The 23,062-nt window shown below is 59.9% G+C and carries 24 protein-coding genes; 9 read left to right on the top strand and 15 right to left on the bottom strand.

The genetic code is table 11. The annotated features are described in order from the left end of the window. The first annotated feature begins 7 nt into the window (after nucleotides 1-7). Entirely contained in the window at nucleotides 8-1,498 is a 1,491-nt protein-coding gene (locus KVG88_RS04985; RefSeq protein WP_150702422.1) for an aldehyde dehydrogenase family protein, read from the top strand. A gap of 114 nt (nucleotides 1,499-1,612) precedes the next feature. On the opposite strand, the gene KVG88_RS04980 is transcribed toward KVG88_RS04985, so the two are convergent. The 7 genes from KVG88_RS04980 to KVG88_RS04950 all read right to left on the bottom strand — a co-directional run bounded on the left by KVG88_RS04980 (nucleotide 1,613) and on the right by KVG88_RS04950 (nucleotide 8,663). Next, the gene (locus KVG88_RS04980; RefSeq protein WP_150702423.1) at nucleotides 1,613-3,994 is read right to left on the bottom strand and encodes a DUF3772 domain-containing protein; all 2,382 of its coding nucleotides are present in this window, start codon (nucleotides 3,992-3,994) and stop codon (nucleotides 1,613-1,615) included. 164 nt (nucleotides 3,995-4,158) lie between these two features. Further along, on the bottom strand, nucleotides 4,159-5,571 hold the full coding sequence (locus tag KVG88_RS04975) for a heavy metal sensor histidine kinase (protein ID WP_437179930.1): 1,413 nt from the start codon (nucleotides 5,569-5,571) through the stop codon (nucleotides 4,159-4,161). Further along, entirely contained in the window at nucleotides 5,568-6,239 is a 672-nt protein-coding gene (locus tag KVG88_RS04970) for a heavy metal response regulator transcription factor (protein ID WP_217870520.1), read from the bottom strand. The genes KVG88_RS04975 and KVG88_RS04970 overlap by 4 nt, the downstream gene beginning before the upstream one ends. A 112-nt stretch (nucleotides 6,240-6,351) precedes the next feature. Then, a complete protein-coding gene (locus KVG88_RS04965; RefSeq protein ID WP_150702425.1) occupies nucleotides 6,352-6,609 on the bottom strand; it encodes a DUF2790 domain-containing protein in 258 nt (85 codons plus the stop codon). 128 nt (nucleotides 6,610-6,737) lie between these two features. Then, a complete protein-coding gene (locus KVG88_RS04960; RefSeq protein WP_217870519.1) occupies nucleotides 6,738-7,508 on the bottom strand; it encodes an alpha/beta hydrolase in 771 nt (256 codons plus the stop codon). Nucleotides 7,509-7,824: 316 nt separating this feature from the next. Next, on the bottom strand, nucleotides 7,825-8,313 hold the full coding sequence (locus tag KVG88_RS04955; protein WP_150702427.1) for a DUF6644 family protein: 489 nt from the start codon (nucleotides 8,311-8,313) through the stop codon (nucleotides 7,825-7,827). Next, complete coding sequence (locus KVG88_RS04950; protein ID WP_217870518.1) at nucleotides 8,313-8,663, bottom strand: DUF6152 family protein; 351 nt, start codon at nucleotides 8,661-8,663, stop codon at nucleotides 8,313-8,315. The genes KVG88_RS04955 and KVG88_RS04950 overlap by 1 nt, the downstream gene beginning before the upstream one ends. 257 nt (nucleotides 8,664-8,920) lie before the next feature. Between KVG88_RS04950 and KVG88_RS04945 the strand changes: the two genes are divergently transcribed. The 3 genes from KVG88_RS04945 to KVG88_RS04935 are packed head-to-tail and all read left to right on the top strand — an operon-like array spanning nucleotide 8,921 to nucleotide 11,897. After that, nucleotides 8,921-9,886: a tripartite tricarboxylate transporter substrate binding protein gene (locus KVG88_RS04945; RefSeq protein WP_217870517.1), complete on the top strand. Its 966-nt coding sequence runs from the start codon at nucleotides 8,921-8,923 to the stop codon at nucleotides 9,884-9,886. A 1-nt stretch (nucleotide 9,887) separates the two neighbouring features. Continuing rightward, nucleotides 9,888-10,370: a tripartite tricarboxylate transporter TctB family protein gene (locus KVG88_RS04940; protein ID WP_217870516.1), complete on the top strand. Its 483-nt coding sequence runs from the start codon at nucleotides 9,888-9,890 to the stop codon at nucleotides 10,368-10,370. An 18-nt stretch (nucleotides 10,371-10,388) separates the two neighbouring features. Next, a complete protein-coding gene (locus KVG88_RS04935; protein ID WP_217870515.1) occupies nucleotides 10,389-11,897 on the top strand; it encodes a tripartite tricarboxylate transporter permease in 1,509 nt (502 codons plus the stop codon). Nucleotide 11,898: 1 nt separating this feature from the next. Here the strand turns inward: KVG88_RS04935 and KVG88_RS04930 are convergent, their stop codons facing one another. Further along, nucleotides 11,899-12,768 (bottom strand): LysR family transcriptional regulator, encoded by an 870-nt coding sequence (locus KVG88_RS04930; protein WP_217870514.1) that lies wholly within the window; start codon nucleotides 12,766-12,768, stop codon nucleotides 11,899-11,901. A 157-nt stretch (nucleotides 12,769-12,925) separates the two neighbouring features. Between KVG88_RS04930 and KVG88_RS04925 the strand changes: the two genes are divergently transcribed. Then, nucleotides 12,926-14,227: an NAD(P)/FAD-dependent oxidoreductase gene (locus tag KVG88_RS04925; protein ID WP_217870513.1), complete on the top strand. Its 1,302-nt coding sequence runs from the start codon at nucleotides 12,926-12,928 to the stop codon at nucleotides 14,225-14,227. A 52-nt stretch (nucleotides 14,228-14,279) separates the two neighbouring features. Continuing rightward, nucleotides 14,280-15,368 (top strand): polyamine ABC transporter substrate-binding protein, encoded by a 1,089-nt coding sequence (locus KVG88_RS04920; RefSeq protein ID WP_217870512.1) that lies wholly within the window; start codon nucleotides 14,280-14,282, stop codon nucleotides 15,366-15,368. 117 nt (nucleotides 15,369-15,485) lie between these two features. On the opposite strand, the gene grxC is transcribed toward KVG88_RS04920, so the two are convergent. Both grxC and KVG88_RS04910 read right to left on the bottom strand, forming a co-directional pair. Then, entirely contained in the window at nucleotides 15,486-15,737 is a 252-nt protein-coding gene (gene grxC, locus KVG88_RS04915; protein WP_150702435.1) for a glutaredoxin 3, read from the bottom strand. A gap of 26 nt (nucleotides 15,738-15,763) precedes the next feature. Beyond that, nucleotides 15,764-16,282 (bottom strand): carboxymuconolactone decarboxylase family protein, encoded by a 519-nt coding sequence (locus KVG88_RS04910; RefSeq protein WP_217870511.1) that lies wholly within the window; start codon nucleotides 16,280-16,282, stop codon nucleotides 15,764-15,766. A 132-nt stretch (nucleotides 16,283-16,414) separates the two neighbouring features. On the opposite strand from KVG88_RS04910, the gene KVG88_RS04905 reads away from it, so the two are divergent. Both KVG88_RS04905 and KVG88_RS04900 read left to right on the top strand, forming a co-directional pair. Beyond that, nucleotides 16,415-17,227, top strand: coding sequence for an AraC family transcriptional regulator (locus KVG88_RS04905; protein ID WP_217870510.1), 813 nt, complete (start codon nucleotides 16,415-16,417; stop codon nucleotides 17,225-17,227). Next, on the top strand, nucleotides 17,224-17,400 hold the full coding sequence (locus tag KVG88_RS04900; RefSeq protein ID WP_217870509.1) for a hypothetical protein: 177 nt from the start codon (nucleotides 17,224-17,226) through the stop codon (nucleotides 17,398-17,400). Before KVG88_RS04905 ends, KVG88_RS04900 begins: the two co-directional genes overlap by 4 nt. Nucleotides 17,401-17,531: 131 nt before the next feature. Here KVG88_RS04900 and KVG88_RS04895 read toward each other — a convergent pair whose 3' ends face one another. Together KVG88_RS04895 and KVG88_RS04890 are read right to left on the bottom strand one after the other, a co-directional pair. Continuing rightward, nucleotides 17,532-18,263 carry a carbon-nitrogen hydrolase family protein gene (locus tag KVG88_RS04895; protein WP_217870508.1) on the bottom strand — a complete coding sequence of 244 codons (732 nt, stop codon included), beginning with the start codon at nucleotides 18,261-18,263 and terminating at the stop codon, nucleotides 17,532-17,534. 188 nt (nucleotides 18,264-18,451) lie between these two features. Continuing rightward, nucleotides 18,452-18,805: a winged helix-turn-helix transcriptional regulator gene (locus KVG88_RS04890; RefSeq protein WP_150702439.1), complete on the bottom strand. Its 354-nt coding sequence runs from the start codon at nucleotides 18,803-18,805 to the stop codon at nucleotides 18,452-18,454. A 217-nt stretch (nucleotides 18,806-19,022) separates the two neighbouring features. Here KVG88_RS04890 and KVG88_RS04885 point away from each other — a divergent pair, with 217 nt between their 5' ends. Further along, a complete protein-coding gene (locus tag KVG88_RS04885) occupies nucleotides 19,023-19,280 on the top strand; it encodes a glutathione binding-like protein (RefSeq protein WP_225933850.1) in 258 nt (85 codons plus the stop codon). Nucleotides 19,281-19,325: 45 nt separating this feature from the next. On the opposite strand, the gene KVG88_RS04880 is transcribed toward KVG88_RS04885, so the two are convergent. From KVG88_RS04880 to katG, 3 genes are all read right to left on the bottom strand, one after another. Continuing rightward, entirely contained in the window at nucleotides 19,326-19,775 is a 450-nt protein-coding gene (locus KVG88_RS04880) for an NUDIX hydrolase (RefSeq protein ID WP_217870507.1), read from the bottom strand. A 94-nt stretch (nucleotides 19,776-19,869) separates the two neighbouring features. Next, the gene (locus tag KVG88_RS04875; protein ID WP_150702441.1) at nucleotides 19,870-20,130 is read right to left on the bottom strand and encodes a hypothetical protein; all 261 of its coding nucleotides are present in this window, start codon (nucleotides 20,128-20,130) and stop codon (nucleotides 19,870-19,872) included. A 521-nt stretch (nucleotides 20,131-20,651) separates the two neighbouring features. Further along, complete coding sequence (gene katG, locus KVG88_RS04870; protein WP_217870506.1) at nucleotides 20,652-22,907, bottom strand: catalase/peroxidase HPI; 2,256 nt, start codon at nucleotides 22,905-22,907, stop codon at nucleotides 20,652-20,654. Nucleotides 22,908-23,062: the final 155 nt, after the last annotated feature.

Raw genomic sequence — 23,062 nt, 5'->3', positions numbered from 1 at the left:
GTGATTTATGAGCAACGTTGAAATTCTGCCGCAGGTCGCTGCATTCCTCGACCGTCGTCACGGTTGCTACATCGACGGGCAATGGGTGTTTGCCGAAGGCGAACGCATTGCCGTGGTCAACCCGGCCACCGGGCAGACCCTGTGCGAAACCCTGGACGCGCCGCTGGAAATCGTCGAGCGTGCCGTGCAGTCATCGCACAAGGCGTTCAAGTCCGGCGTCTGGTCGAGCCTGCGTCCGGCCGACCGAGAACGCATCCTGCTGAATTTCACCCGCCTGGTGGAAGAGCACGCTGAAGAACTCGCGCAACTGGAAACCCTGAGCCAGGGCAAGTCGATCAACATGGCCCGCGCGCTGGATTTGAACGCCACCGTGGAGTTCATGCGCTACATGTCCGGCTGGGCGACCAAGATCGAAGGCCAGACCTTCGATGTGTCGATCCCGCTGCCACCGGGTGCCAAGTTCACTGCATTCACCAAGCGTGAGCCGGTGGGTGTGGTCGTCGGCATCGTGCCGTGGAACTTCCCGCTGCTGATTGCCGCCTGGAAATTGATGCCGGCGCTGGCCACCGGTTGCACCGTTATCATCAAACCGGCGATGGAAACCCCGTTGACCGCCATGCGTCTGGCTGAGCTGGCCCTCGAAGCCGGGATTCCGGCCGGCGTGTTCAACGTCGTCACCGGTGGCGGTGCCTCGGTGGGTGGCGTGCTGACTTCGCACCCGCTGGTGAGCAAAGTGTCGTTCACCGGCTCCACCGCCGTGGGCAAAAGCGTCGGCGTGGCGTGCATGGAAAACATGACGCGTTTCTCCCTGGAACTGGGCGGCAAAAACCCGATGATCGTGCTCGCCGATGCCGACATCGAAAAAGCCGTGCAGGGCGCGATTCTCGGCGGTCTGCTGAACAACGGCCAGGTGTGCGCAGCGGCCTCGCGTTTCTACGTGCATCGCTCGATTCACGACCAGTTCGTCGAAGCCCTGGCTGCAGCGGTCTCGTCGATGCCGATTGGCGACGGCATGAACTGTGATGCCGCGATCAACCCGCTGGTATCGCGCAAGCAACAGCAAAGCGTGCTCAAGCACATTGAACTGGCGCGCAAGGAAGGTGCGCGCGTGGTCACGGGTGGCGAGTTGATCGAAGGCGACGGTTTCTTTGTGCAACCGACCATCCTGGCCGACATCGACCACAGCATGGCCGTGGCCCGCGAAGAGGTGTTCGGTCCGGTGCTGGGTGTAATGCCGTTCGACGATGAAGACGCGGTCATCGCGCTGGCCAACGACAACCGCTACGGCCTGGCTGCCAGCCTGTGGACCAACGATCTGGGCAAAGCCATGAATCTGGTGCCACGCATCGAAGCCGGCACGGTGTGGGTCAACGCCCACGTGCTGCTCGACCCGGCCATGCCATTTGGCGGGGTCAAGCAATCCGGTATGGGCCGTGAGTTCGGTCGCGCTGTGATCGAGGCTTACACCGAGCTCAAATCGGTGTGCATCGCGCATTGATGTTCTACTTGTCGGAGCTGCCGAAGGTTGCGATCTTTTTATTTTGGTTTTTCGAAACCAGATCAAAAGATCGCAGCCTCGTTTCACTCGACAGCTCCTACAGGGTGGTTGGCGTCACGCCGCAGGGGGTTTTGCCAGTTCAATCCCGGCGGTGCTCAGCTGCTTGAGAATCTCAAACAGCAGCTCACTCTTGATCGCGAGCACCATGCGCGGGCTGCTGACATAACCGGTCACGGTGAGGGTAATGCCTTCAGGCTTGAGCTGGCTGAAGCGCACCACCGGCGCCGGTTTCTCCAGAATCGCCTCGTGCTCGACGTAAGTGTTGTACAGCAGGCTGCGCACCTGCTCCGGGTCGATGTCCAGCGGGAACATCAGTTCGAGCGTCGCCACCCCTTGGGCACTGCCGCCCAGGGTGACGTTGCGCAAATTCTGCGAGATCAACTGCGAGTTAGGCACGATAACGATGGAGCGGTCGGCCAGCTGAATTTCGGTGGCGCGTACGTTGATGCGGCGGATGTCGCCCTCGACGCCGCTGATGCTGATCAGATCGCCGACCTTCACCGGGCGCTCGGTCAACAGGATGATGCCCGAGACGAAGTTCTTGACGATCTCCTGCAAGCCGAAGCCGATGCCCACCGACAGTGCGCTGACGATCCAGGCCAGGTTGGTCCATTTCACGCCGAGCGAAGACAGCATCAACAGCAACACCAAGGCGTAGCCGATGTTGGAGAACAAGGTGCTGAGCGAGGCACACATGCCGGGGTCCATTTCGGTTTTCGGCAGGAACTCATTGTCCAGCCAGCGGCGCAGTGAACGGATCAGGTAGACGCCGATGATCAATGCCAGCAAGGCTTGCAACAGGTTGGCAGGGACGATGTTCAGTTTGCGCAGGCCATCACCGCCGAGGATGGCCAGAATGTTGGTGGCCAGTTGGCTTAGCGTCGAACCGACCCCACCCACCAGCAAGGTGATCAGCGCGATCAGCAGCAGGGCGGCGCGACCGGCGCCGGAGAGGATGATCGAAATCTGCTCCAGGCGTGTATCGCCAATGCCCAGCAGCTGCTTGATGGCTTTACCTGTGGAATATCGCGGCGAAAACAGGAACTCGCAGCCGTCCCTGAGCAGTTGGATCAGCAAGTAGAAGCCGGCAAAGATGATGAAAAACCAGACCAACTCATACGTGATGAAGCGCGAGAGCGACACATAGCCGATCATCAAGGCCAGGAACGAAACCACAATCGCAATGCTGGCAACGGCATAGATCACCCCGGCCAGCGTTCGACCTCCTTCGGGGGCCGTGCCGGCCATGACCATCGCCCGGCGGGTTTTGCTGACACGCACCAGCAACGTCGCGATCAATGCCGAAATGACCAATGCAACAAAGCCCCTGACAGAAATCACCATCTGCGTGCTCATGCCGGTGGCATTGGTCATTTGCGCCAGCGACACCAGCACCAGCAGCGCACCGGCCAAGCGCAGGGGATAGGGCTTGAGCACCAGCGCGAGGGGGTCGGCGAAGGCCGGCAGCCGCCAGGAAGGGTGTTCGGTGGACAGTAGCGCGCGGCTCAGGCCGGTGATCATCACGCAGGTGTAGACGATCTTTTCAAAGTCCTGAGAAAACCCCATCAGCTGCGGCGTCAATGGCAGCTCTCGAGTGACGGTAAAAAACAGCAATTGCAGGGCAATCCACGCCGACAAGATCGTCGCTATGACCGAAGCCAGCGCCAGGGCGCTGCGTCGCAGGCGACCTTCGGGCATTCGGTGAATGCACAACCAGGTCAGTCCGCGTTCGGCCACCCGGCGACCGAATATCCAGAAGGCCACGGCCACGGCAAGCAACAGGCTGGTCAACAGACGCTCGCCCGGCCGCCACGCGGCGGCCAGCGTCGCGCCGATCTCCTGGATGAATGCGCGAAATTTCTGCCGGTCGTCCGCCGGCGGGTTGAACAACGGTGCCCAGAACCAGGGGTTGAGGACGCTGCGGGTTTGCTGGGTTACTTCGGTTTCCAGCAGGCTGCGGCGGATGGCGGCAATCTGGATCAACAGTTCGGCGGCGCTGGTCTTGAGGGTTGCCAGGGTTTTCAGGCGGGCGTCGACGCGGATTTTTTGTTCGGTCAGGGCTATCCGTTGCGCGGCGATTTCAGATTTTTCGAGCCCGGCATCGGCCAGCGGCGTGGGTCCCAACACGCCCAACTGCGCCTGCAACTGTGCCTGCTCGGGCATGACCAGCGCTGTCAGCCGATCAATTTCCCGGATGAGGGCCTGGACCAGATCCTGCGGGGCTTCCAGCTGGCTGTAATTGCTGGCCAGTGACACCTGCTGTTTGAGCGTGCTGAGTTGCCCCATCAACGCGTCCAGATCGCCCTCTGACACGCTGGTGGGCGCGGGCGTGCCAGAGGCGGAAGAGGGATCCAGAGCTTGCGCCGCCGACAGCATCCCGGCGTTCGGTCCGAACAATAAAGCGATGAGAATCACGAAGCTCAAAGCATTGCGCATCGGCTTGCTCGACTGGTTGTGTGTCATTCAGCCTATGAGGTTAGGTCATGACTCACACAATCGAAGGTTTATTGGTCGGATGCACAACGGCAAGATCAAAAGATCGCAGCCTGCGGCAGCTCCTACAGGAGATCACCGCGGGCTTCGATCTTTTGAATGTTTGTCTACTCGCCTACCCGCCGTGCCGGGAAAAACAGCTCGAAGCAGGTCACGCCATCGGTGCTCGTGACGCTGTACCCGCCATTGTGCAGTTGCATGATCGTCGCCACGATCGACAGCCCCAGGCCATTGGATTGCGCCGAGCGTTCGCGGGATTCATCGACACGGTAGAAACGTTCGAACAACCGTGGCAGGTGTTCAGCGGGGATCGTCTGGCCACGGTTACGCACCTGCAAGTGAATGCCGTCGGCGGTCGGCGTGGCGCAGATCGACAGTTCGGAGTCCGCCGCGCCGTACTTGATGGCATTGGCGCAGAGGTTGGCCAGGGCGCGACGCAGCAGCATCGGCTCGGCCCAGATCACGCCGCTGCCTTGGGCGTTGATGTGGATACCGACATCCGCCGCGAGCCCTTCAAAGTAGTCGGCCATGCGTTCCATTTCATCGGCCGCGTCCAGCTCCTGGCGCTGGCGCAGGGCGCTGGCCGGGTCGGTGCGGGCCAAGAACAGCATGTTGTCGAGCATGCGCGCCAGCCTTTCCAGTTCCTCGACATTGGAGGCGAGCAACTGTTGATAGGCTTCGATGCTGCGGTTTTGCTGCAAGGCGACCTGGGTTTCGCCCAGCAGATTGTTGATCGGTGTGCGCAGCTCATGGGCCATGTCGGTGGACACCTGGCCCAGTTGCACGAAACCTTTACCGAGGCGGTCGAGCATGGCATTGAAGGCCTCGATCATCGGCAGCAACTCCAGCGGTGCGCCCTGGCTGTCGAGGCGTTCGCCGAGGTTGCCGACGCCGATACCGTGGGCATGCCGGGCCACGCGGCGCAAAGGCAACAGACCGCGTTGCACCAGGATGTAACCGGACAGCGCCAGCAGAATCGCCGCCAGGCTGGCGAACAGGTAGACATTGAAGCGGTAGCTGGCGAGCACCGCCGTGCGTTCGGTCATCAGGCGCCCGGTCACCACTTGCAGGGTGCCTTGATCGCCAGAGTCGATAGTCGCCGCCAGTGCCGAAAAGGGCACGCCGTTCACGTTGGGCAAATGCTGCACATCGCTCAGGCTCAACGGATGGTCGATAGCCATGGGGGCCAACGCGGGCATGTTCAGATTGCCCGGATTGACCACCAGCAATGGCGGTCGCCCGGGCGCACTGATGCTTAACAGCGCCTCGTGGTTACCGAGCATGTTCTGAAACAGCGCAGGCTTGGTGCGAATCAGCTCAAGGGTATTGCTGTCGTTAAGAAATGTGCGCAATTGATCGATGCGGTTGATCAATGCCGCGTCATCGCGGCGGATCAATTCGCGTTCCAGATCGCGGTACAACGCCACGCCCAGAGCCGTCAGCGAGACAAACGCGAGGAACGCAAACACCAGCGCCAGGCGCAGCGTCAGGGAGTGGCGCAGCTTCGACAGGCCATTCATGGCTGTGTATCGAAGCGGTAACCGATACCGCGCACGCTGTGGATCAACTTCAGCCGGAACGGGTCGTCGATCTTCAATCGCAAACGCCGCACGGCGACGTCCACCACGTTGGTGTCACTGTCGAAATTCATGTCCCAGACCCGTGAGGCGATCATCGAGCGTGACAGCACTTCACCCTGATGCGTGGCGAACAGGTGCAGCAGGGCGAACTCTTTGTTGGTCAGGGTGATGCGCGTGCCGGCACGGGTGACGCGGCGCTTGAGCACGTCGATCTGCAAGTCTTCGATGTGCAACTGTTCTTCTTCGCGGGTGGGGCCGCGCCGGGTCAGGGTGCGCAGGCGGGCGACCAGTTCGGCAAAGGAAAACGGCTTGATCAGGTAATCGTCGGCGCCCAATTCCAGGCCCTTGATGCGGTCGGCGATGTCATCGCGGGCGGTGAGGAACAGCACCGGGGTGTCGGCTTCTTTGCGCAGGCGGCGCAGGACTTCCCAGCCGTCCATTTTCGGCATCATCACGTCGAGTACGATCACATCGAAATCGTGCTCCAGGGCCAGGTGCAAGCCATCAACGCCATCGCGAGCCAGGCTCACGGTGTAACCGAGTTCCTGCAGGCCGTTGAGCAGGTAATTACCAGCCTTGGGTTCATCTTCGACGACAAGAATGTTCATGGGCTCTGCCTGGTTTGAAGTCAGCTGAATTCAGCGCCGCGCGGGCGGGCTACAGCGGCATACCGGTGCCGCCAGTGTAGCCCGTTCATCTGCCGGTACGCAGGGATGACGATCAATGCTCATTGGTGCAACCGCTGCCCTGGACCAGGTAATCCAGCTCATGCTGGCGACCTTGATGGTCGAGGTAGCTCAGTTGCGCGGGGATTATGCCGCACGCTTGGGAAATGTCGGTACTGCCGGTGACTTTGGCGACGTCGAGGTGGACGAAGGCTGCGTCTTTGTCGTGGATCACGGGCGCGGTGCTTTGGGTATCGGCAAAAGCCGAGCCGGTGGCGAGGAGGGCGGCGAAACCGAGGATGTACATTTTCATGATAGTGCTCTCTTTTCAGGTTTGAGGTGGCTGTCGGCGAGTGAGCCTGGCAGTGAGTTCAGGTTAACCAGGCGATCCGAACAGCCAACCAACAGAACAATGACAAAGTTGTAATAAACGGCGTCGGGTTACGGCTGGCGACCGGCGGCAGCGAGGATCAAGTCAGCGATTTCCTTGGAGTGGGAGACCAGCGACAAGTGGCTCGACGGCAGTTCGATGGTGGTGGCGTCCATGCGCTTGGCGAGGAAGCGTTCCAGGTCCGGGTTGATGGTCTGGTCCTGGCTGGACACGGCGTACCACGACGGCTTGGTGTGCCAGGCGGCGGCGGTGGTGCGCTCGCCGAACAGGGTTTTGGCGATGGGTTGCTGCTCCGCGAACAACTGCATGGCTTTGTCGTGAGGTACATCGCTGGCGAAGTATTTGAGGAAGGCGTCTTGCTTGAGGCTGACAAATCCGTCGTGTTCTTCAGTGCCGGCACGCACGGGCATGGTCGGGTATTTGGCCGACAGCGCGACGAAATCTTCCCCGGCATCCGGCGCCCGGGCTGCCACGTACACCAAGGAGCTGACTTTCGGATTGACCCCGGCCTCGCTGACCACGGTGCCGGCGTAGGAGTGGCCGACGAGCACGGTCGGGCCGTCTTGTTGATCGAGCACACGCTGGGTGGCGGCGACGTCATCGGCCACCGATGTCAGCGGGTTCTGCACGGCGGTGACGTGCAAGCCAGCCGCCTGCAAACGGGAAATCACGTCCGACCAACTCGAGCCGTCGGCCCAGGAACCGTGCACCAGCACGACGTTGTTGGCTTTGACCGGAGCGGTGGTGGCGGCCATGGCGGAACCGGTGCCCAGGACGAACAGGCTGGCGGCGATCAGGCAGAGTTTGCTCAATGGATTCATGGTATCGACCCTTGTCATCATCAGTGGAAAGCGCGTCACCCGGTGCGGGTGACTGACGACTCCACTGTATGAATCGAGGGTGCTGGCTACGCTGACAACTCAATGACAAGTTTGTAATGCAAACCACACCTACCTTCTTGACCACACCGCTGCGTAGCAGACGCTTCCCGATTCACCGAAGAACGCAGGCTTCGCCAGCTGCTACAGGATCCGCGTCCGCTGCGTAGCAGCTGTCAAGCCCCAGCGAGGCTGCGTTCGGCTGCGTAGCAGGCGCTTTTCGAGGCATCGCAAAAGCCACAGGAAGCGCTTTGCAGGTTCAGGTGTAGGCCAGCAATCGGCCGCAGAGGATCACGCTGACCCACAGCGCAATGGAAAACACCGCCTGCAGTTTGGCCACGCTCGGTGCCGGGTTGGCTGTATCCCACGCTGTAACGGAGCGGTACACGCCAACGTGAAACAACACCGCGTTGAGACCTGCCGTAGCAATCAGGCACAGTTTGAGGATGAAAATATCGTTGGACGCGAAGTCGTGCGGATGGGCCGAAAACATCATCAGCCCGGCCGGGACAACCAACAGCAAGGCCGCCAGCGACCATGGCAGTAGATGTCGGGCGAGGGCGGTCACCGCAATAGTGCGCGACACCCCGAGCACCCGCAGGTCAAACATCACCACCGAGCCGACCAGGATCGCAAAACCGAGAATGTGCACCACCTCAACCAGCGGGTACAGCCACAAATCACCGCGCATGGCCGATCCCAGCGACGAATCATTCAGCCAGTCCATCCACCCCTGCTCGGTTGGCATTAGCGTAACTCGGTGGTTTTTTCGCCAATCGTGATGCGTTCGGCACGCAACTCATCAGGTTTATTGCGGTTCTGATAACCGACCACGGTGGCTTGAGTGCCTACCGCGAGCATGTCCTTCGACAATCCGCGATTTTCCATACGTGAAGGCGGCGCGAGGACCACGTTCCAGGTCTTGTCTGCGGTCTTGAGGTTCACGAAGCCGTGGGGATGGGAATAACCGGCTTCTTCGATGGTGCCGCTCAGTTGCAAGGGTTTGCTGGCGTCGTACTCGCTCCAGCCGTGATGAGCGAAGGCCGCCGAGGCGACCAGCGCCAATGACGCGCCGATGCCCTTGAGCATAATGTTCATGGCAGGGTTCTCCTGTTACAGAGCGTTTTGGGTCGATGTTTTCAGAATAGACGGCGCATTCAGGAGGGCGGCAACGCCCGGGCCAAAAGTATGTATCCGTCTGTGACGTGCCCGCCGCAAGGCTTTGATTGAAAGAACTTCAATAAACGCAGGCATGTCCTACGCTTAGGCGCAGGCCAATGTGCATCGGACAGGTTTCATCCCCTGATCGACGCGCCGATGGCACCCATAAAAACAATGCCAAAGGGAGAATCACCATGTCCGCTTTGTTTCGTCGCGTCAGTCATTGCCTGGCTGTGGGCCTTGTCGCTGCCGCACTCACCACCCCCGCGCTGGCGCTGGACACCGTTAAATTCATGGCCCCCGGTTCCGTGGGCGGCGGCTATGACCAGACGGCCCGTGTGTTGGGCAAGGCCTTGATCGAGGCCAATGTCGCCAAGTCCGTCACCTTTGAAAACAAGGGCGGCGCGGGCGGTACGCTGGGTCTGGCGCAGTTCGCCAACAGCACCAAAGGCGACCCGAATGCGCTACTGGTGGTCGGTGCGATCATGGTCGCGGGCATTGAGCAGAACAAACCGCAAATCAGCTTGAAGGATGTGACACCGATCGCCCGGCTTTTCACCGAATACAACGTGATTGCGGTGCGCAAGGAATCGCCTTACAAGACCCTCGACGACCTGATCAAGGACTTCAAGGCCAAGCCCTCCAGCGTCACTTGGGGCGGCGGTTCCAAAGGTTCGATTGACCACATCGGCATCGCTGAACTGGCTGGCAAGCTGGATGTACCGGTCAACAAGGTGAACTACATCGCCACTGGCGGTGGCGGCGAAATCGTTGCCCAGACCCTGGGCGGCCAGATCAAAGTGCTGACCGGTGGCTACGCCGAACTCGGCCAATACATCAAGAACGGCCAGATCCGCGTCCTCGCCATCGGCGCGCCCGAGCGCGTTCCGGAGATCGACGCGCCCACCCTCAAGGAAAGCGGCTACGACGTGGTGATCGGCAACTGGCGGGGTGTCTACGGTGCGGCGAATCTCACGCCCGAGCAGCGTAAAGAAGTGACCGACGCCGTGCTGGCCGCCAGCAAAAGCAAAGTCTGGCAGGACAACATTCGGATCAATGCCTGGACCGAAAGCGTGCTGACCGGTGACGAGTTCGGCAAATTCGTCGACGAAGAGCACGTGCGGTTGCGCGCGATGCTGGTCAAGGTCGGGTTGCTCTGAGATGGCCGGGGCGCGCGCAGTCGTGCCGGTGCAATTGGCGATCGGCATTGGCCTGATCGCCCTCAGCGCCGTGTTGGCGGTGGGCGCCTTTCGGTTTCCACCGGAAATGGGCTTCGTGATTCTGCCGGCATATGTCTATCCGTATGTGGTGGCGGGGTTTCTCTGTGCGGTGGGCGTGCTGCTGAGTTATCAGGCGTTCACGGGCGGTTTTCGTGAACTCGACAGCGTCAATGGCCGCGTTGTCGGCGGAAGAACCGGTGCGGCCTGGGTGACCGGCGGGTTGGTGGGCGTGGCGTTGCTGATCAACCTGATCGGCTTCGTGCTGGCCGCCGGGTTGCTGTTTGCCTGCTCGGCACGGGGCTTTGGCAGCCGTCATCCGCTGCGCGATCTGGCGATCGGCATTGCCTTGACCTTGCCGATTTACTGGCTGTTCAACGCAGGGCTGGGAGTTTCCCTGCCGCCGCTGGTCAACGCCTGGATTTGACCGAAGGAGATCGACCGCGTGGACATTCTTGCAAGCCTGGCAATGGGGTTTTCGGCAGCACTGACGCCGATCAATCTGATGTGGGGTTTCATCGGCTGCTTGCTCGGCACCGCCATTGGCGTTTTGCCGGGTATCGGGCCGGCGCTGACGGTGGCCTTGCTGCTGCCGATCACCGCCAAGGTCGACCCTACCGGCGCGCTGATCATGTTCGCCGGGATCTATTACGGCGCGCAGTTCGGCGGCTCGACGACTTCGATTTTGCTCAACACGCCCGGTGAATCGTCATCCATGGTCACCGCGCTGGAAGGCAACCTCATGGCCCGCAACGGGCGGGCAGGGCCGGCCTTGGCAACGGCGGCCATCGGTTCATTCGTGGCCGGCACCATTGCGACGATTTTGCTGACGTTGTTCGCGCCGGTGGTGGCCAGGCTGGCGCTGAATTTCGGCCCGGCCGAGTACTTCGCAATTCTGGTGTTGTCATTCACCACCGTATCGGCGGTGCTCGGCGCATCGATGCTGCGCGGCTTTGCTTCGCTGGGGATCGGCCTGACCATCGGCATGATCGGCCTCGACTCCACCTCGGGCATTGCGCGCTACACCCTGGGCGTGCCGGAACTGGTGGACGGCATCGAAGTGGTGCTGGTGGCGGTCGGCTTGTTTGCGGTGGGCGAGGCGCTGTACAGCTTGCTTTATCAAACCGAACAGGCTGAAGGGCGGCATCGCCTGACGTCGTTGTGGATGACCCGCGCCGACTGGAAGCGCTCGGTACCCGCCTGGCTACGCGGCACGCTGATTGGCTTCCCGTTTGGCTCGATTCCGGCCGGTGGCGCGGAGATTCCGACGTTCCTGTCCTACTCCACCGAACGCAAGCTCAGCAAATACCCGAAAGAGTTTTCCGCCAACAAAGGCCAGGGCGCCATCGAAGGCGTAGCTGGCCCGGAAGCGGCCAACAACGCCAGCGCGACGGGCTCGCTGGTGCCGTTGCTGACCCTGGGTATTCCTACGTCCGCCACGGCGGCGATTCTGTTGGCGGCGTTTCAGAACTACAACCTGCAACCGGGGCCGATGCTCTTTGAAACCTCCGCCGACCTGGTCTGGACGCTGGTGGCATCGCTGTACATCGGCAATGTGATCCTGCTGGTGTTGAACCTGCCGCTGGTGGGGTTGTGGGTCAAGCTGCTGCAAATTCCCCGGCCCTACCTGAACGCCGGGATCCTGGTGTTCGCCACCATCGGTGTCTATGGCATGCGCCATTCTTCATTCGACTTGTTGCTGATGTTGGCCATCGGCTGGGCCGGAGTGCTGATGCGCCGCTTCGATTTTCCAGTGGCACCGGTGATTGTCGGCATGCTCCTTGGGCCGATGGCGGAGAAGCAACTGCGCAATGCGTTGTCCATCAGCGAGGGCGACTGGACGATATTTTTAACGCAACCGATCTCGGCGTTTTTCCTGGCCCTGACCTTGTTGGTGCTGCTGGTGCCATACCTGCTGCACAAGCGCGGGATCAAGTTGCACGAAGACGATTGACTCAGCAGGCCTGCGCGGTAAACCACTGCATGACCGCTCCGCACGCTGGATGCGCGGTGGCTGAGGGTTGCAGGCAAAGCGAATAAATCCCGCGAGTCTTCAACGGCTCGCCGAACGGGATAATAAGCACGCCCCGGTCAATCGATTCGCCCGCCAGGGTCATGTCGGTCATCGCCACACCCAAGCCCCGTGCCGCGGCATCGAGGGCAAGTTCGTCGAGGTTGAACGGGATGTGCCGGAAGTCCTCCAGCGACTTGCCGCCATTGGCCATCAACCAATACCGCCAGTCATTCTTGTCGCTTGAACGGTGCAACAACGCAAAGCCCGCAAGGTCCTCCTGCGAAGTCAGCGCCAGCGTTGGCGCGCACACCGGCACCAACGCTTCCTCGAACAACGTCAGGCAATCTGCAGCGCCCGACGGTTCGGGCAAGTAAAGGATGTAGGCGTCGCTGTCGCTGGCGGGCTCGACGATTTCCGTGGCAACGGTCTCGATTGCCAGCGACACCTCCGGATGATGGCGGTAGAAATCACTCAGCTTGGGCAGCAACCAACGCACTGCCAATGACACGTGCATGCGAATGCGGAACGGACGTTTTTGCGGTGCGATTCGGTCCTCAAGGGTTTTAAGCTGCTCAAGGATTTGCCGCGCACTGGCCAGCACCTGCTCACCCTCCGGGGTCAATCGCAGGCTGCGACTGGTCCTGACGAACATTGGCACACCGAAATGACTTTCCAGTTGCTGAATTTTCCGGCTGACAGCACTTTGGGTCAGGCACAGCGTTTGCGCAGCCTGGGTGAAACTGCCCGAATCAGCGACCTCGACCAATGCCTGCAAGCCTTGCAGTGACGGAATGTGGCGAATGTTATCCATGCGTTTACGGAATACCTGGATGATTTAATAACGTTGGTTGTGGTTGTGAAGTCCCTTTAGATTCTAGTCATAGCGGCCGTCATCTCAAACAGCTCATGCAAAAACTGCATGCAGTTCTGCCAGGCGGTTCGCAGGACTACCGTCAATGAGGTGAGGCATGGAAAACGTATGTGGCTGGATTGCGCAAGCCGGGGATTCGCCGCTGCGCGACTCGCTCATAGGCACGCAACACGCCGACTGGCTCGTCATCGGCGCCGGTATCACCGGCTTGTGCGCGGCGCATTCACTGGCTGAAATGCATCCTCAGGCGCGCATCGTTGTGGTCGACAGACAACGCGCCGCGCAAGGGGCGTCGGCGCGCAATTCGGGCTTCGTGGTGGCCCACGAACACCCGGCCGTGACTGAGCTGCAAGGCAACGCGGGATTTGCCGACTTTCAAGTGGACACCACGATTTCCCGCGCCGCCAGCGACGAAGTGTGCACGCGCATTGCCCGGCATGGCATCAACTGCGATTTCCGCGAGTCGGGCTATTTCTTCGCGGTCAGCGACCCGCGCAAGTTGACCCATATCGAAGCCAAGTTGCAGACGCTGCGCGCCGTCGGCGCCGATGCGCAATTTCTGCAAGGTGAACAGCTGATCAAAAAACTGGGCACCCGGCACTACCAGGCCGGCATCTGGTGCGGCAATGGCAACGCATTACTGCAACCGGCGAAGTACGTGAAGGGTTTACTCGATGCGTTGCCGGAAACAGTGACGCTGTTTGAGAACACCGAGATCAACGGGCTGCAACGCCTGGGCGGCGGACGGGTTCGCGCCAACGGGGTCAACGGCTGCATCGAGGCGAAACAGGTTTTGGTCTGCCTGAACGCTTTCATTCCTCGCTCGGGCATCAGCGACAGTGGAACGTTCCCCATGGAGCTGAGTGCCAGCCTCACCCGGCCGCTGAGCGATGAGGAATTTACAGCCATCGGTGCCGTCGAGCCCTGGGGCGTGCTGTCCACCCGGCCATTGGGCGCCACGGTGCGCCTGACGCCGGACCGACGGGTGATGATCCGCAATACCGCGGAATATCGCAGCCGGGATTTGTCCCTCGTGGAACTGGCGATTCGTCGCCAACACCACGTGCTGGGTTTGCAACGGCGTTTCCCCATGCTCGGCGAGCGGGACATCCAATACACCTGGACCGGGCACCTCAGCGCCTCGCGTTCCGGGCAACCGTACTTTGCCAAGGTCGAGGAGGGCGTGTTTGCCGTGGCCGGATGCAATGGCTCTGGTGTGGCGCGCGGCACGCTGTGGGGCCGGTTGCTCGCGGAAATGGCCTCGGGTACCGGCTCGCCGCTGCTGCAATCGGTCATCCAGCGCGCCCAGCCCGGTTGGCTGCCGCCAAAACCGTTGCTCGACATCGGTGCCATGCTGCGTATGCGCGTCGAGACCGCACGAGCCAGAACGGAAATCTAGAACCCAGCCTTTCACACACAACAAAAGCACTTCAACACGAAGGTGATCGAACATGCGCGTCAAAACACTTTCCCTGGCGGCTTTGCTCTCGACGTTTTGTGCAGCCGCGTACGCTGACGAAACCGTGAACATTTCCAACTGGAACGGCTACATCGCCGATGACACCCTGACAAATTTCACCAAGGAAACCGGGATCAAGGCGACCTACGACATCCACGACAGTAACGAGGTGCTGGAGTCGAAATTGATGACCGGCAACACCGGTTATGACGTGGTCAGCCCGTCGAACCATTTTCTGTCGCGGCTGATCAAGGCCGGCGCGATCCAGAAACTCGACAAGAGCCAATTGCCGGGATGGAAGAACCTCGACCTGGTGCTGATGCAAAAACTTGAAGTCAACGATCCGGGCAACCAATACGGCTATCCGTACATGTGGGGCACGGCGGGCATCGGCTACAACGTCGAGAAGATCAAGGCGATTTTCGGCAACACCGACGTCACCCGTTCCTGGAGCCTGTTTTTCGATGAGGCCAATATCAAGAAGCTCAGCGAATGCGGTGTGGCGATCATCGATAACCCGACACAAGTGCTGCCCATCACCCTCAATTATCTGGGGCTACCACCGCACAGTCACGAGCCTGCGGATTACAAGAAAGCCGAACAGGCGTTGCTGAAAATCCGCCCGTACGTTCAGTACTTCCACGCCTCCAAGTACATCAGCGATCTGGCCAACGGCAATGTCTGCGCGGTGATCGGTTTCAACGGCGACATCGTCCAGGCAGCGGCCAGCGCCAGGGAGGCGAAAAACGGGATCGACATTGCGTATTCGATTCCGGATGAAGGCTCCACGTTGTGGTTTGACATGGTGGTGATGCCCAAGAGCGCACCGCATGAAAAGAACGGCTACACCTACATGAATTACCTGCTGCAACCGCAGGTGATTGCGAACATCAGCAACAGCATTCATTACGCCAATCCCAACAGCGCAGCGGATGCCGATGTGGTGCCCGCGGTGAAGCAAGACCTGGCGATCTACCCGCCCAAAGCGGTCATGGACAAGCTGTTCACCGTGGAAGATTTGCCCGCCTCCATCGCCCGGTTGACCACACGCCTGTGGACCAAACTGAAAACCAATACCTGATTGGCGCAGGTCCTGTGCAGGAGTGAGTCTGCTCGCGCGGCGGTGTGTCAGGTGCATTGATGTTGAATGTGCTGACGTCATCGCGAGCAAGCTTGCTCGCGATGGCGCAGGCTGTGTTCAAGCCAGCATCGACATCAATCCGCCCTGGCGATCCAGCTTGGCCAGGTCATCAAACCCGCCGATGTGCGCGTCGCCGATGAAGATCTGCGGCACGCTGCGACGGCCGCTGCGTTCCATCATCTCTTCAAGCTTGCCCGCCTCACGCTGGATGTTGATCTCATGCATCGTCACGCCTTTGCTGGCCAACAGTGATTTGGCGCTGCGGCAGTAAGGGCAGGTGTCGGTGGTGTAAAGGGTCACGGTGTTCATGCGCGTAGTCTCCGCAGCGGGGTTGATCAGGCGTCGATGGCCGGGAAGTCGATATCGGTCAACGCGACGTTGTTCAGGTAATTGGTCAGTGTCTGCGAGGCCACGTGGGCGATCACTTCGACGATCTTCGTGTCATCGATCCCGGCAGCGCGGGCGGCGGCGATCTGCTCGCTGCTCAAGTGGCCACGGCTTTCAGTGATCTGCTGCGCGAGCAGGGCATAGGCATTGAGTTGGCCTTCGCGGGCACTGAGGATTTGCTCACTGGAAAGCCCGGCCTTGCCGGCGAACAGCGTGTGCGCCGCCAAGCAGTAATCGCAGCCATTTACCTGTGAAGTGGCAAGGAAGATCGCTTCCTTCTGTGTAGCACTGAGGGAGGTCTTGCTCAGTGCCGTCGAGTTTTGCAGGTACGAGGCCAGCACGGCGGGCGCTTGGGCCAACACCCGGAAAACGTTGGGCAGGAAGCCAATTTTCTTCTGCACACCTTCCAGCAGTGAGCGGGTGGCGTCGGTGGCGAGTTCGAGGCTGACAGGGGTAATGCGGGTCATGGTGATACTCCGAGTTTTGCAGCGCGACAGGCGCTGGGTACGGAGTTCATGCTAGTGATTCGCGCTGGTCAATTGGATGCAAATCGTCGACGATATGCGACCCATCGTCCAGAACTGCTCTCGGGAGCCTCCATGGATCGCTTGTCCACTTTGCTCAGCCACTTCGGCGTCAACGCCGGCACTTTCCACAGCGGTGCGTTTTGCGGCACCACGGCGTTCGATGGCAGCCAAACGTGCGGTCACCTGCATCTGCTGCAGGGCGGTGAGTTGTCCCTGAAACTGGCAGATGAACGCGAACTGCACCTCAGCGAACCAACGCTGATCTTTTTCCCGCGACCCTACCGTCACCGCTTGTTTGCCCCTGAAACCTTCGGCACTCAGTTGGTATGCGCGTCGCTGGATTTCGACGGCGGGGCCGGCAATGCTTTGGCTACAGCGCTGCCGGACTTCATGGTGCTGAAACTGGATGAAATCCCCACCATGGCCAACACGCTGCAATGGTTGTTCGACGAGGCCTTCGCGGGTACCTGCGGTCGTGAAGCGGTGATGGATCGGCTGTTCGAGCTGGTGGTGATCCTGTTGTTGCGCCACATCCTCAGCAGTCGCCATCAACAGCCGGGCATGATGGCCGGCCTCGCCGATCCACGGCTGTCGCGCTCCTTGAACCTCATGCACGAAGCGCCGGGCAAGCCCTGGAGCGTGGCCGAATTATCGGCGGCGGCCAACATGTCGCGGGCCAGCTTCGCCGAGCATTTCAAACGCGTGGTCGGCCAGGCCCCGGTGGATTATCTGGTGAGCTGGCGCATCAGCCTGGCGCAGAAACGCTTGCGCGAGGGCAAGCCCATCGCCCTGATCGCCGAAGAGGTCGGCTATGAAAGCCCTTCGGCACTGGCCCGGGCGTTTCGCCGCAAAACCGGGGTCAGCCCGCGAGAGTGGAGGGGATGATCCGGTGCGGCTCACATCGTGTCTTTCAGTGGCTTAGCACTGCGTGGACTTACACCGCCAAGGTGCTGGAACTGATGCCACCACCGGCGATCAGCCAGGTGGCTACGCTGAATGTTGAAACAGAGGCGAGTAAACCGGTGAAGGAAAACGCGCCGGCCGACATGGCGCTGTAATGGGAAAGCCCGCTGGACGATGATGGTCAGCGGGCTTTTTTACGCGCGTGAATGCGGCAGGTGGTGAAAGGGCGGTTAACGGCCCAAAACAGCCGGTCATTCTGGAAGCGACGGTGAGCATGAATGGGATTTCAAGCCAGGCTGAAAATGCTCGCTTCTCCAGTCTGTACATCGTACGCAACTAATGCCTCTTGAAAGGCGTTGGCGCTGCAAACGAGTTCACCGTGATTGTTCCAGATGGCAGAACAACCTGCTGCTACAAAGTCGTCGGCGCTGCCTATACAGTTCGCCATCATCACCGTCATGGAATGCTTTTTAGCAATCATCGGATAATGACTGTTTGCCGATGTAATACCTCTCTCAGATTTGGCCACGCTTGCCAAATACACCTGAGCGCCTGACTCTGCGGCTTGTGCGGCGTGGCTTGGTTGCAGTGACTCGTAGCAAATGGCGGGTGCAAGGACAAAATTTGCCTGACTCAGCACAAGCTTCTCGGTTCCCGGAGTGAAAAAAGGTAATTCGTCGAAATGCAGATGCTGTTTTGAATAGCTCGTGCGCTCCAGGCCGGGCTGGAAGGTGATCATGCTGATCTCGGTGCCTTTGGTTCCCTTTGTTGGCGCGCCAACAGCGATGGTCATCCCATATAGGTCGCTTAACCTCTGGAACTCGTCAAAACGGCCGTCACTCGGATGCACCGCCAAGACCTCAGCCAGCCTCGGTTCGTAACCGGTGAGGGAAAGCTCGGGAAAAAGCACGAGATCGGCGCCTTGGCTTGCAGCCTGGTGGATGACATCAATGTGTCTGGTGATGTTTTTCTCATATTCCCCGGGTACAGGGAGGATCTGCGCAGCGATTAGCTTCATTTCCCGTCTCGCTTCCATGTGTAGGGTTAGCTTCGAAAGTGACTGAACGGGTGCTCAGCCTCTGCTTAGAAGTCAACGCATGCTGCACGAACGTTGGCAGTTTGAAAAGTGCGTACGGAGGAGTTTGCACGAGCGCCAATGGCCGCTCCTGGCCGACTGCAACCTGTCGCGAAGGCTATAGACACCCTTCAAACCTCTGTCTCTTCCTCCAAAACCATCCCGGTTCTCCCACTCTCCTTGAGCCACAACCCAAAGTCGCGCATCACGCTGACGACAGGTCTGAGTCGATCGCCGTCTTCGGTCAGTTGGTATTCCACTTTCACAGGGACGGTCGGGTAAACCGTGCGTTTCACCAGGCCGATTTCTTCAAGGGCCCGCAAGTCGAGGGTCAGCATGCGTTGTGAGATACCGGGGACGTCGCGTCGCAGTTCGTTGAAACGCTTGGGGCCGTCGAGAAGGTAGGACACCAGCAGCAGGCGCCAGCGTCCACCGAGCAGGCGCATGGCTTCTTCTACGGAGCAGCCCGTCACATTCTTTTTCATGGCGTTTCCCCGGGTTGTCGCAGGTATATTTTATGTACCTAGATGATAAAAAAGTGCCTTCTTCCATTTATATACCACGCCCCTAAGATGGCCGCTCAGCACTTTTCAGACGGAAGTGATGTAGCCGACCTACTTAGGAGATCGCGTGTGAAGCTTTACTACATCCCTGGCAGTTGCTCTCTTTCGCCGCATATCGTGATCAATGAATTGGGCCTTGATGTGGCGTTGTGCAAAGTCGAACACCGCTCGCACACTGTTGATGGCGCCGCCGATTACTACGATGCTGGGCGATACGTTCACGGTCGCCGATGCCTACTTGTTTGCACTGACGGGGTGGGGGCAGGCGGATTGGTTGAAGTCTTACTACAAGGCCGACATTTACTTCGACGAACTGAGAAACCTTCAGGCCTGGTACGGCCGGGTCCTTCAGCGTCCAGCGGTTCAACAGGCGCTACAGGCTGAAGGACTGACGTGATGTTGGCAACTTCAATTGGCATTTCCCATCACGTAACTCGTTGACTTACTTCAGCAGCGAAAGGGACTTGAGCAGGTCTTCAAGACCTTCAGGTACCAAAGGCGAGGCGGGGCTGAAGTTTGTGGTGTCGCACCATTTCGCCTGAAAGGCTGCCCCGTCGCTTTCATGGCCTTGTATCTCGTTTCTTTCGTAAACACGCGCGTCGTCGAACGTCGCGTCATAGACCTGGACGATTTCGTGCCCCGGCTTACCGGCGTGGGTGAAGAGGCTTTCCAATGTGCCCAGCAAGCGAATGCCATGAATCGATAAACCAAGTTCTTCCTGTACTTCCCTGGCAATGGCGTCAGCGCTTCGCTCGCCAAATTCGATACCGCCGCCAAGGGGACGATAGAGCGTGCGTTGTTCTTGTTCCGTATCCTGGAACTGATTGACCAGAATCTTTCCACGATGATGAAAAATACAGAGGGCGAGGGGACGGATGCGATGTTCGGACAACGGTTAAATTCCTTTTATGAAGCGGTTTGCGAAAGTTTGAGGCTGAGATCAACCATTGAAAGTCATCTACCGAAAGCGACCGATTAAGGCACAGTCATTTCACTTCGGTCCCGGGAACGAACAGTTTACCGGGATCATCCACCTGTTTCGGGTCAACCAAGGCTCGGCAAACGCAATGTGAGAACTGTTCTTTTAGCGTGTCGGGGTCGTTCCAGGCAATTTGCGAGGCTTTCAGATGTTGTGCCTCGGGCGCTTTGTAGCAGACACAATTATCGAGGCGGGTGATGCCGTCGTTGTTGCTTTGACAAGCCGTGGTCAGCAAAGAGATCGCGATGAGCATTGCACAGCGTTTCATGGGTGCGCTCCGAGACTGTAGTGTCGTTGATGCTTAAGCTAAGCATGGTTTTCGGATTTCATCTTGCGCAGTAGTGGTCGTAAAATCCCGTGGCCAGTTGGCCACCGAGGGCGAAAGTGTTCAGGGCGCGCTTGCGCAACACGTTGATCGTCCCGCCCGGTTCGCCGGCCCCTTGATACAGGCCCTACGGGCCGCGCAGCACTTCGACGCGATCGTACATCTCGAGGTCAAATACGGTGGGCATGGTTTTACGACTGCTGCGCAGCCGAACGCAGGCTGCGCCAGCTGCTACAGGGTGTTGGGGCCGCTGGAAATGGGTTCCAGGCGGGGCCAGCTTTGCAAAAACATTTGAACCGTTCATGCAAAGTATCTTTTGTAGCCGCTGGCGAAGCCTGCGTTCGGCTGCGCAGCAGTCGTGAATCAAAGCAGCAAGGGCAACATTGCGTTGCCCTTGTTTATCGGGAATGGCTCTGGGAATGGGCCACCCCGGCGTTGACCGCCGAGGTAGCCCGGCCGCTATCTCACTTCAGATCAAATCGATCCAGGTTCATCACTTTGGTCCACGCCGCCACGAAGTCCTTGACCAATTTCTCCTGCCCGCCAGCGCTGGCATAGACTTCAGCCAAGGCCCGCAGTTGAGAGTTGGACCCGAAGAGTAGGTCGACGCGGGTCGCCGTCCACTTCTGTTGCCCGCTCTTGCGGTCGCGCCCGGTGAATTCTTCATTGGCCTCGGACACGGGTTTCCATTCCACGCCCATGTCCAGCAGGTGAGTGAAGAAGTCGTTGGTCAGCGCTTCCGGCCGGCTGGTGAAGACGCCGTGGGCGGTTTTGCCGACGTTGGTGTTGAGCACGCGCATGCCGCCGATCAGTGCGGTCATCTCCGGTGCGGTGAGGGTCAGCAATTGTGCCTTGTCGATCAGCAGTTTTTCCGCCGGGACGGTGTAGCGGCCCTTGAGGTAATTGCGGAAGCCGTCGGCAATGGGCTCAAGGAAGCCAAACGATTCGACATCGGTCTGCTCCTGGCTGGCGTCCATACGTCCAGGCGTGAACGGCACCGTGACGGTTTGCCCGGCATTTTTCGCAGCCTGCTCGACACCGGCGCAACCGGCCAGCACGATCAGGTCGGCCAGCGAGATCTTCTTGCCGCTCGCATTGAACTCCTGCTGGATACCTTCGAGTTTGCCCAGCACGTTGCCCAGTTGCTCCGGCTGGTTGGCTTGCCAGAATTTCTGTGGCGCCAGACGCAGGCGCCCACCGTTGGCACCGCCGCGTTTGTCGGAACCGCGGAAGGTCGAGGCCGCCGCCCAGGCGGTAGAGACCAGTTGCGAAACCGTCAGCCCCGAGGCCAGCAGTTTGCTCTTCAGTGCCGCGACATCGCTGTCGTTGACCAACGCATGGTCGAGCGGTGGGATCGGGTCTTGCCAGAGCAATTCTTCGCTGGGCATTTCCGGGCCGAGGTAACGTGACAGTGGCCCCATGTCGCGGTGGATCAGTTTGAACCAGGCACGGGCGAAGGCGTCTGCCAACTGGTCCGGATTCTCCAGGAAACGCCGCGAAATCGGCTCGTAGATCGGGTCGAAGCGCAGCGCCAGGTCGGTGGTCAGCATGGTCGGGTCGCGACGTTTTGACGGGTCGTGGGCATCCGGGATGATGCCGGCGCCGGCGCCGTTTTTGGGCTTCCACTGATGCGCGCCTGCCGGACTTTTGGTCAGTTCCCACTCGAAGCCGAACACGTTCTCCAGGAAGTTGTTGCTCCATTGGGTCGGGGTCGTGGTCCAGGTCACTTCCAGGCCGCTGGTGATGGTGTCGGGGCCTTTACCTGTACCGAATTTGTTGCGCCAGCCAAGACCTTGCTCTTCAAGACCGGCCGCTTCGGGCTCGGCCCCGACATTGTCTGCCGGGCCTGCACCGTGGGTTTTACCGAAGGCGTGGCCACCGGCAATCAGCGCCACGGTTTCTTCATCGTTCATCGCCATGCGGCCGAAGGTTTCGCGAATGTCCAAACCGGCCGCGACTGGGTCCGGATTGGCTTCGGGGCCTTCCGGGTTCACATAGATCAGGCCCATTTGCACGGCGGCCAGCGGGTTTTCCAGATTGCGGCCAGGCTCGACTCGGGTGTCTTCGTTTTCCCCTGGCTCGGCCACGAGCGGGCCTTCGCCAGGTTTCTGCATGGGTTCATCGTTTTTGCCGTAACGGGTGTCGCCGGCCAGCCATTTGCTTTCCGAACCCCAATACACGTCCTCGTCCGGTTCCCAGACGTCCGCACGGCCACCGGAAAAGCCGAAGGTCTTGAAGCCCATGGACTCCAGCGCAACGTTGCCGGTAAGCACGATCAGATCGGCCCAGGAAATGTTGCGGCCGTATTTTTGCTTGATCGGCCACAGCAGCCGGCGGGCCTTGTCGAGGCTGACGTTGTCTGGCCAGCTGTTGAGCGGGGCGAAGCGTTGCTGGCCGGAACCGGCGCCGCCACGGCCATCACCGGTGCGATAGGTGCCGGCGGCGTGCCAGGCCATGCGCACGAAGAGCGGGCCATAGTGGCCGAAGTCGGCGGGCCACCAGTCTTGCGAGTCGGTCATCAGCGCCGTCAGGTCTCGTTTGACGGCCGCAAAGTCCAGCTGCTTGAACGCTTCGGCGTAGTTGAAGCCCTCGTCCATGGGGTCGGACAGGGACGAGTGCTGGTGAAGGATCTTCAGATTCAGTTGGTTGGGCCACCAGTCGCGGTTGGTTGTGCCACCGCCAGCGGCCTGATGAAACGGGCATTTCGATTCAGTTGCCATGTGTGAGCTACCCTCGGTCGTGTCATTCAGCTGTCCGCCCCGGTTCGTGGTCGGACAGCGGTGATTGAAATCAATGACTCAGGCTTCTGGCCCTGCATTTCGATCCTCAGATCGTTGTGGCCATGCGGGTATTCTGAACGCTGGCAACGCAATTG

The sequence above is a fragment of the Pseudomonas azerbaijanoccidentalis genome (assembly GCF_019145495.1).
In the GTDB taxonomy this organism is placed as follows: domain Bacteria; phylum Pseudomonadota; class Gammaproteobacteria; order Pseudomonadales; family Pseudomonadaceae; genus Aquipseudomonas; species Aquipseudomonas azerbaijanoccidentalis.
Note: the sequence above shows the minus strand (reverse complement) of the source record. Positions and strands in the feature narration are given on the sequence as shown.

Bases quoted from the DNA above. Each gene is read 5' to 3' on its own strand.
- KVG88_RS04980 (WP_150702423.1), bottom strand. From the start codon at position 3,994: ATGCGCAATGCTTTGAGCTTCGTGATTCTCATCGCTTTATTGTTCGGA.
- KVG88_RS04940 (WP_217870516.1), top strand. From the start codon at position 9,888: ATGGCCGGGGCGCGCGCAGTCGTGCCGGTGCAATTGGCGATCGGCATT.
- KVG88_RS04885 (WP_225933850.1), top strand. From the start codon at position 19,023: ATGTGGCGTTGTGCAAAGTCGAACACCGCTCGCACACTGTTGATGGCG.
- KVG88_RS04895 (WP_217870508.1), bottom strand. From the start codon at position 18,263: ATGAAGCTAATCGCTGCGCAGATCCTCCCTGTACCCGGGGAATATGAG.
- KVG88_RS04965 (WP_150702425.1), bottom strand. From the start codon at position 6,609: ATGAAAATGTACATCCTCGGTTTCGCCGCCCTCCTCGCCACCGGCTCG.
- KVG88_RS04955 (WP_150702427.1), bottom strand. From the start codon at position 8,313: ATGCCAACCGAGCAGGGGTGGATGGACTGGCTGAATGATTCGTCGCTG.
- KVG88_RS04900 (WP_217870509.1), top strand. From the start codon at position 17,224: ATGATCCGGTGCGGCTCACATCGTGTCTTTCAGTGGCTTAGCACTGCG.
- KVG88_RS04945 (WP_217870517.1), top strand. From the start codon at position 8,921: ATGTCCGCTTTGTTTCGTCGCGTCAGTCATTGCCTGGCTGTGGGCCTT.
- grxC (WP_150702435.1), bottom strand. From the start codon at position 15,737: ATGAACACCGTGACCCTTTACACCACCGACACCTGCCCTTACTGCCGC.
- KVG88_RS04925 (WP_217870513.1), top strand. From the start codon at position 12,926: ATGGAAAACGTATGTGGCTGGATTGCGCAAGCCGGGGATTCGCCGCTG.
- KVG88_RS04985 (WP_150702422.1), top strand. From the start codon at position 8: ATGAGCAACGTTGAAATTCTGCCGCAGGTCGCTGCATTCCTCGACCGT.
- KVG88_RS04975 (WP_437179930.1), bottom strand. From the start codon at position 5,571: ATGAATGGCCTGTCGAAGCTGCGCCACTCCCTGACGCTGCGCCTGGCG.
- KVG88_RS04875 (WP_150702441.1), bottom strand. From the start codon at position 20,130: ATGAAACGCTGTGCAATGCTCATCGCGATCTCTTTGCTGACCACGGCT.
- KVG88_RS04890 (WP_150702439.1), bottom strand. From the start codon at position 18,805: ATGAAAAAGAATGTGACGGGCTGCTCCGTAGAAGAAGCCATGCGCCTG.
- katG (WP_217870506.1), bottom strand. From the start codon at position 22,907: ATGGCAACTGAATCGAAATGCCCGTTTCATCAGGCCGCTGGCGGTGGC.
- KVG88_RS04960 (WP_217870519.1), bottom strand. From the start codon at position 7,508: ATGAATCCATTGAGCAAACTCTGCCTGATCGCCGCCAGCCTGTTCGTC.
- KVG88_RS04950 (WP_217870518.1), bottom strand. From the start codon at position 8,663: ATGAACATTATGCTCAAGGGCATCGGCGCGTCATTGGCGCTGGTCGCC.
- KVG88_RS04920 (WP_217870512.1), top strand. From the start codon at position 14,280: ATGCGCGTCAAAACACTTTCCCTGGCGGCTTTGCTCTCGACGTTTTGT.
- KVG88_RS04930 (WP_217870514.1), bottom strand. From the start codon at position 12,768: ATGGATAACATTCGCCACATTCCGTCACTGCAAGGCTTGCAGGCATTG.
- KVG88_RS04970 (WP_217870520.1), bottom strand. From the start codon at position 6,239: ATGAACATTCTTGTCGTCGAAGATGAACCCAAGGCTGGTAATTACCTG.
- KVG88_RS04910 (WP_217870511.1), bottom strand. From the start codon at position 16,282: ATGACCCGCATTACCCCTGTCAGCCTCGAACTCGCCACCGACGCCACC.
- KVG88_RS04905 (WP_217870510.1), top strand. From the start codon at position 16,415: ATGGATCGCTTGTCCACTTTGCTCAGCCACTTCGGCGTCAACGCCGGC.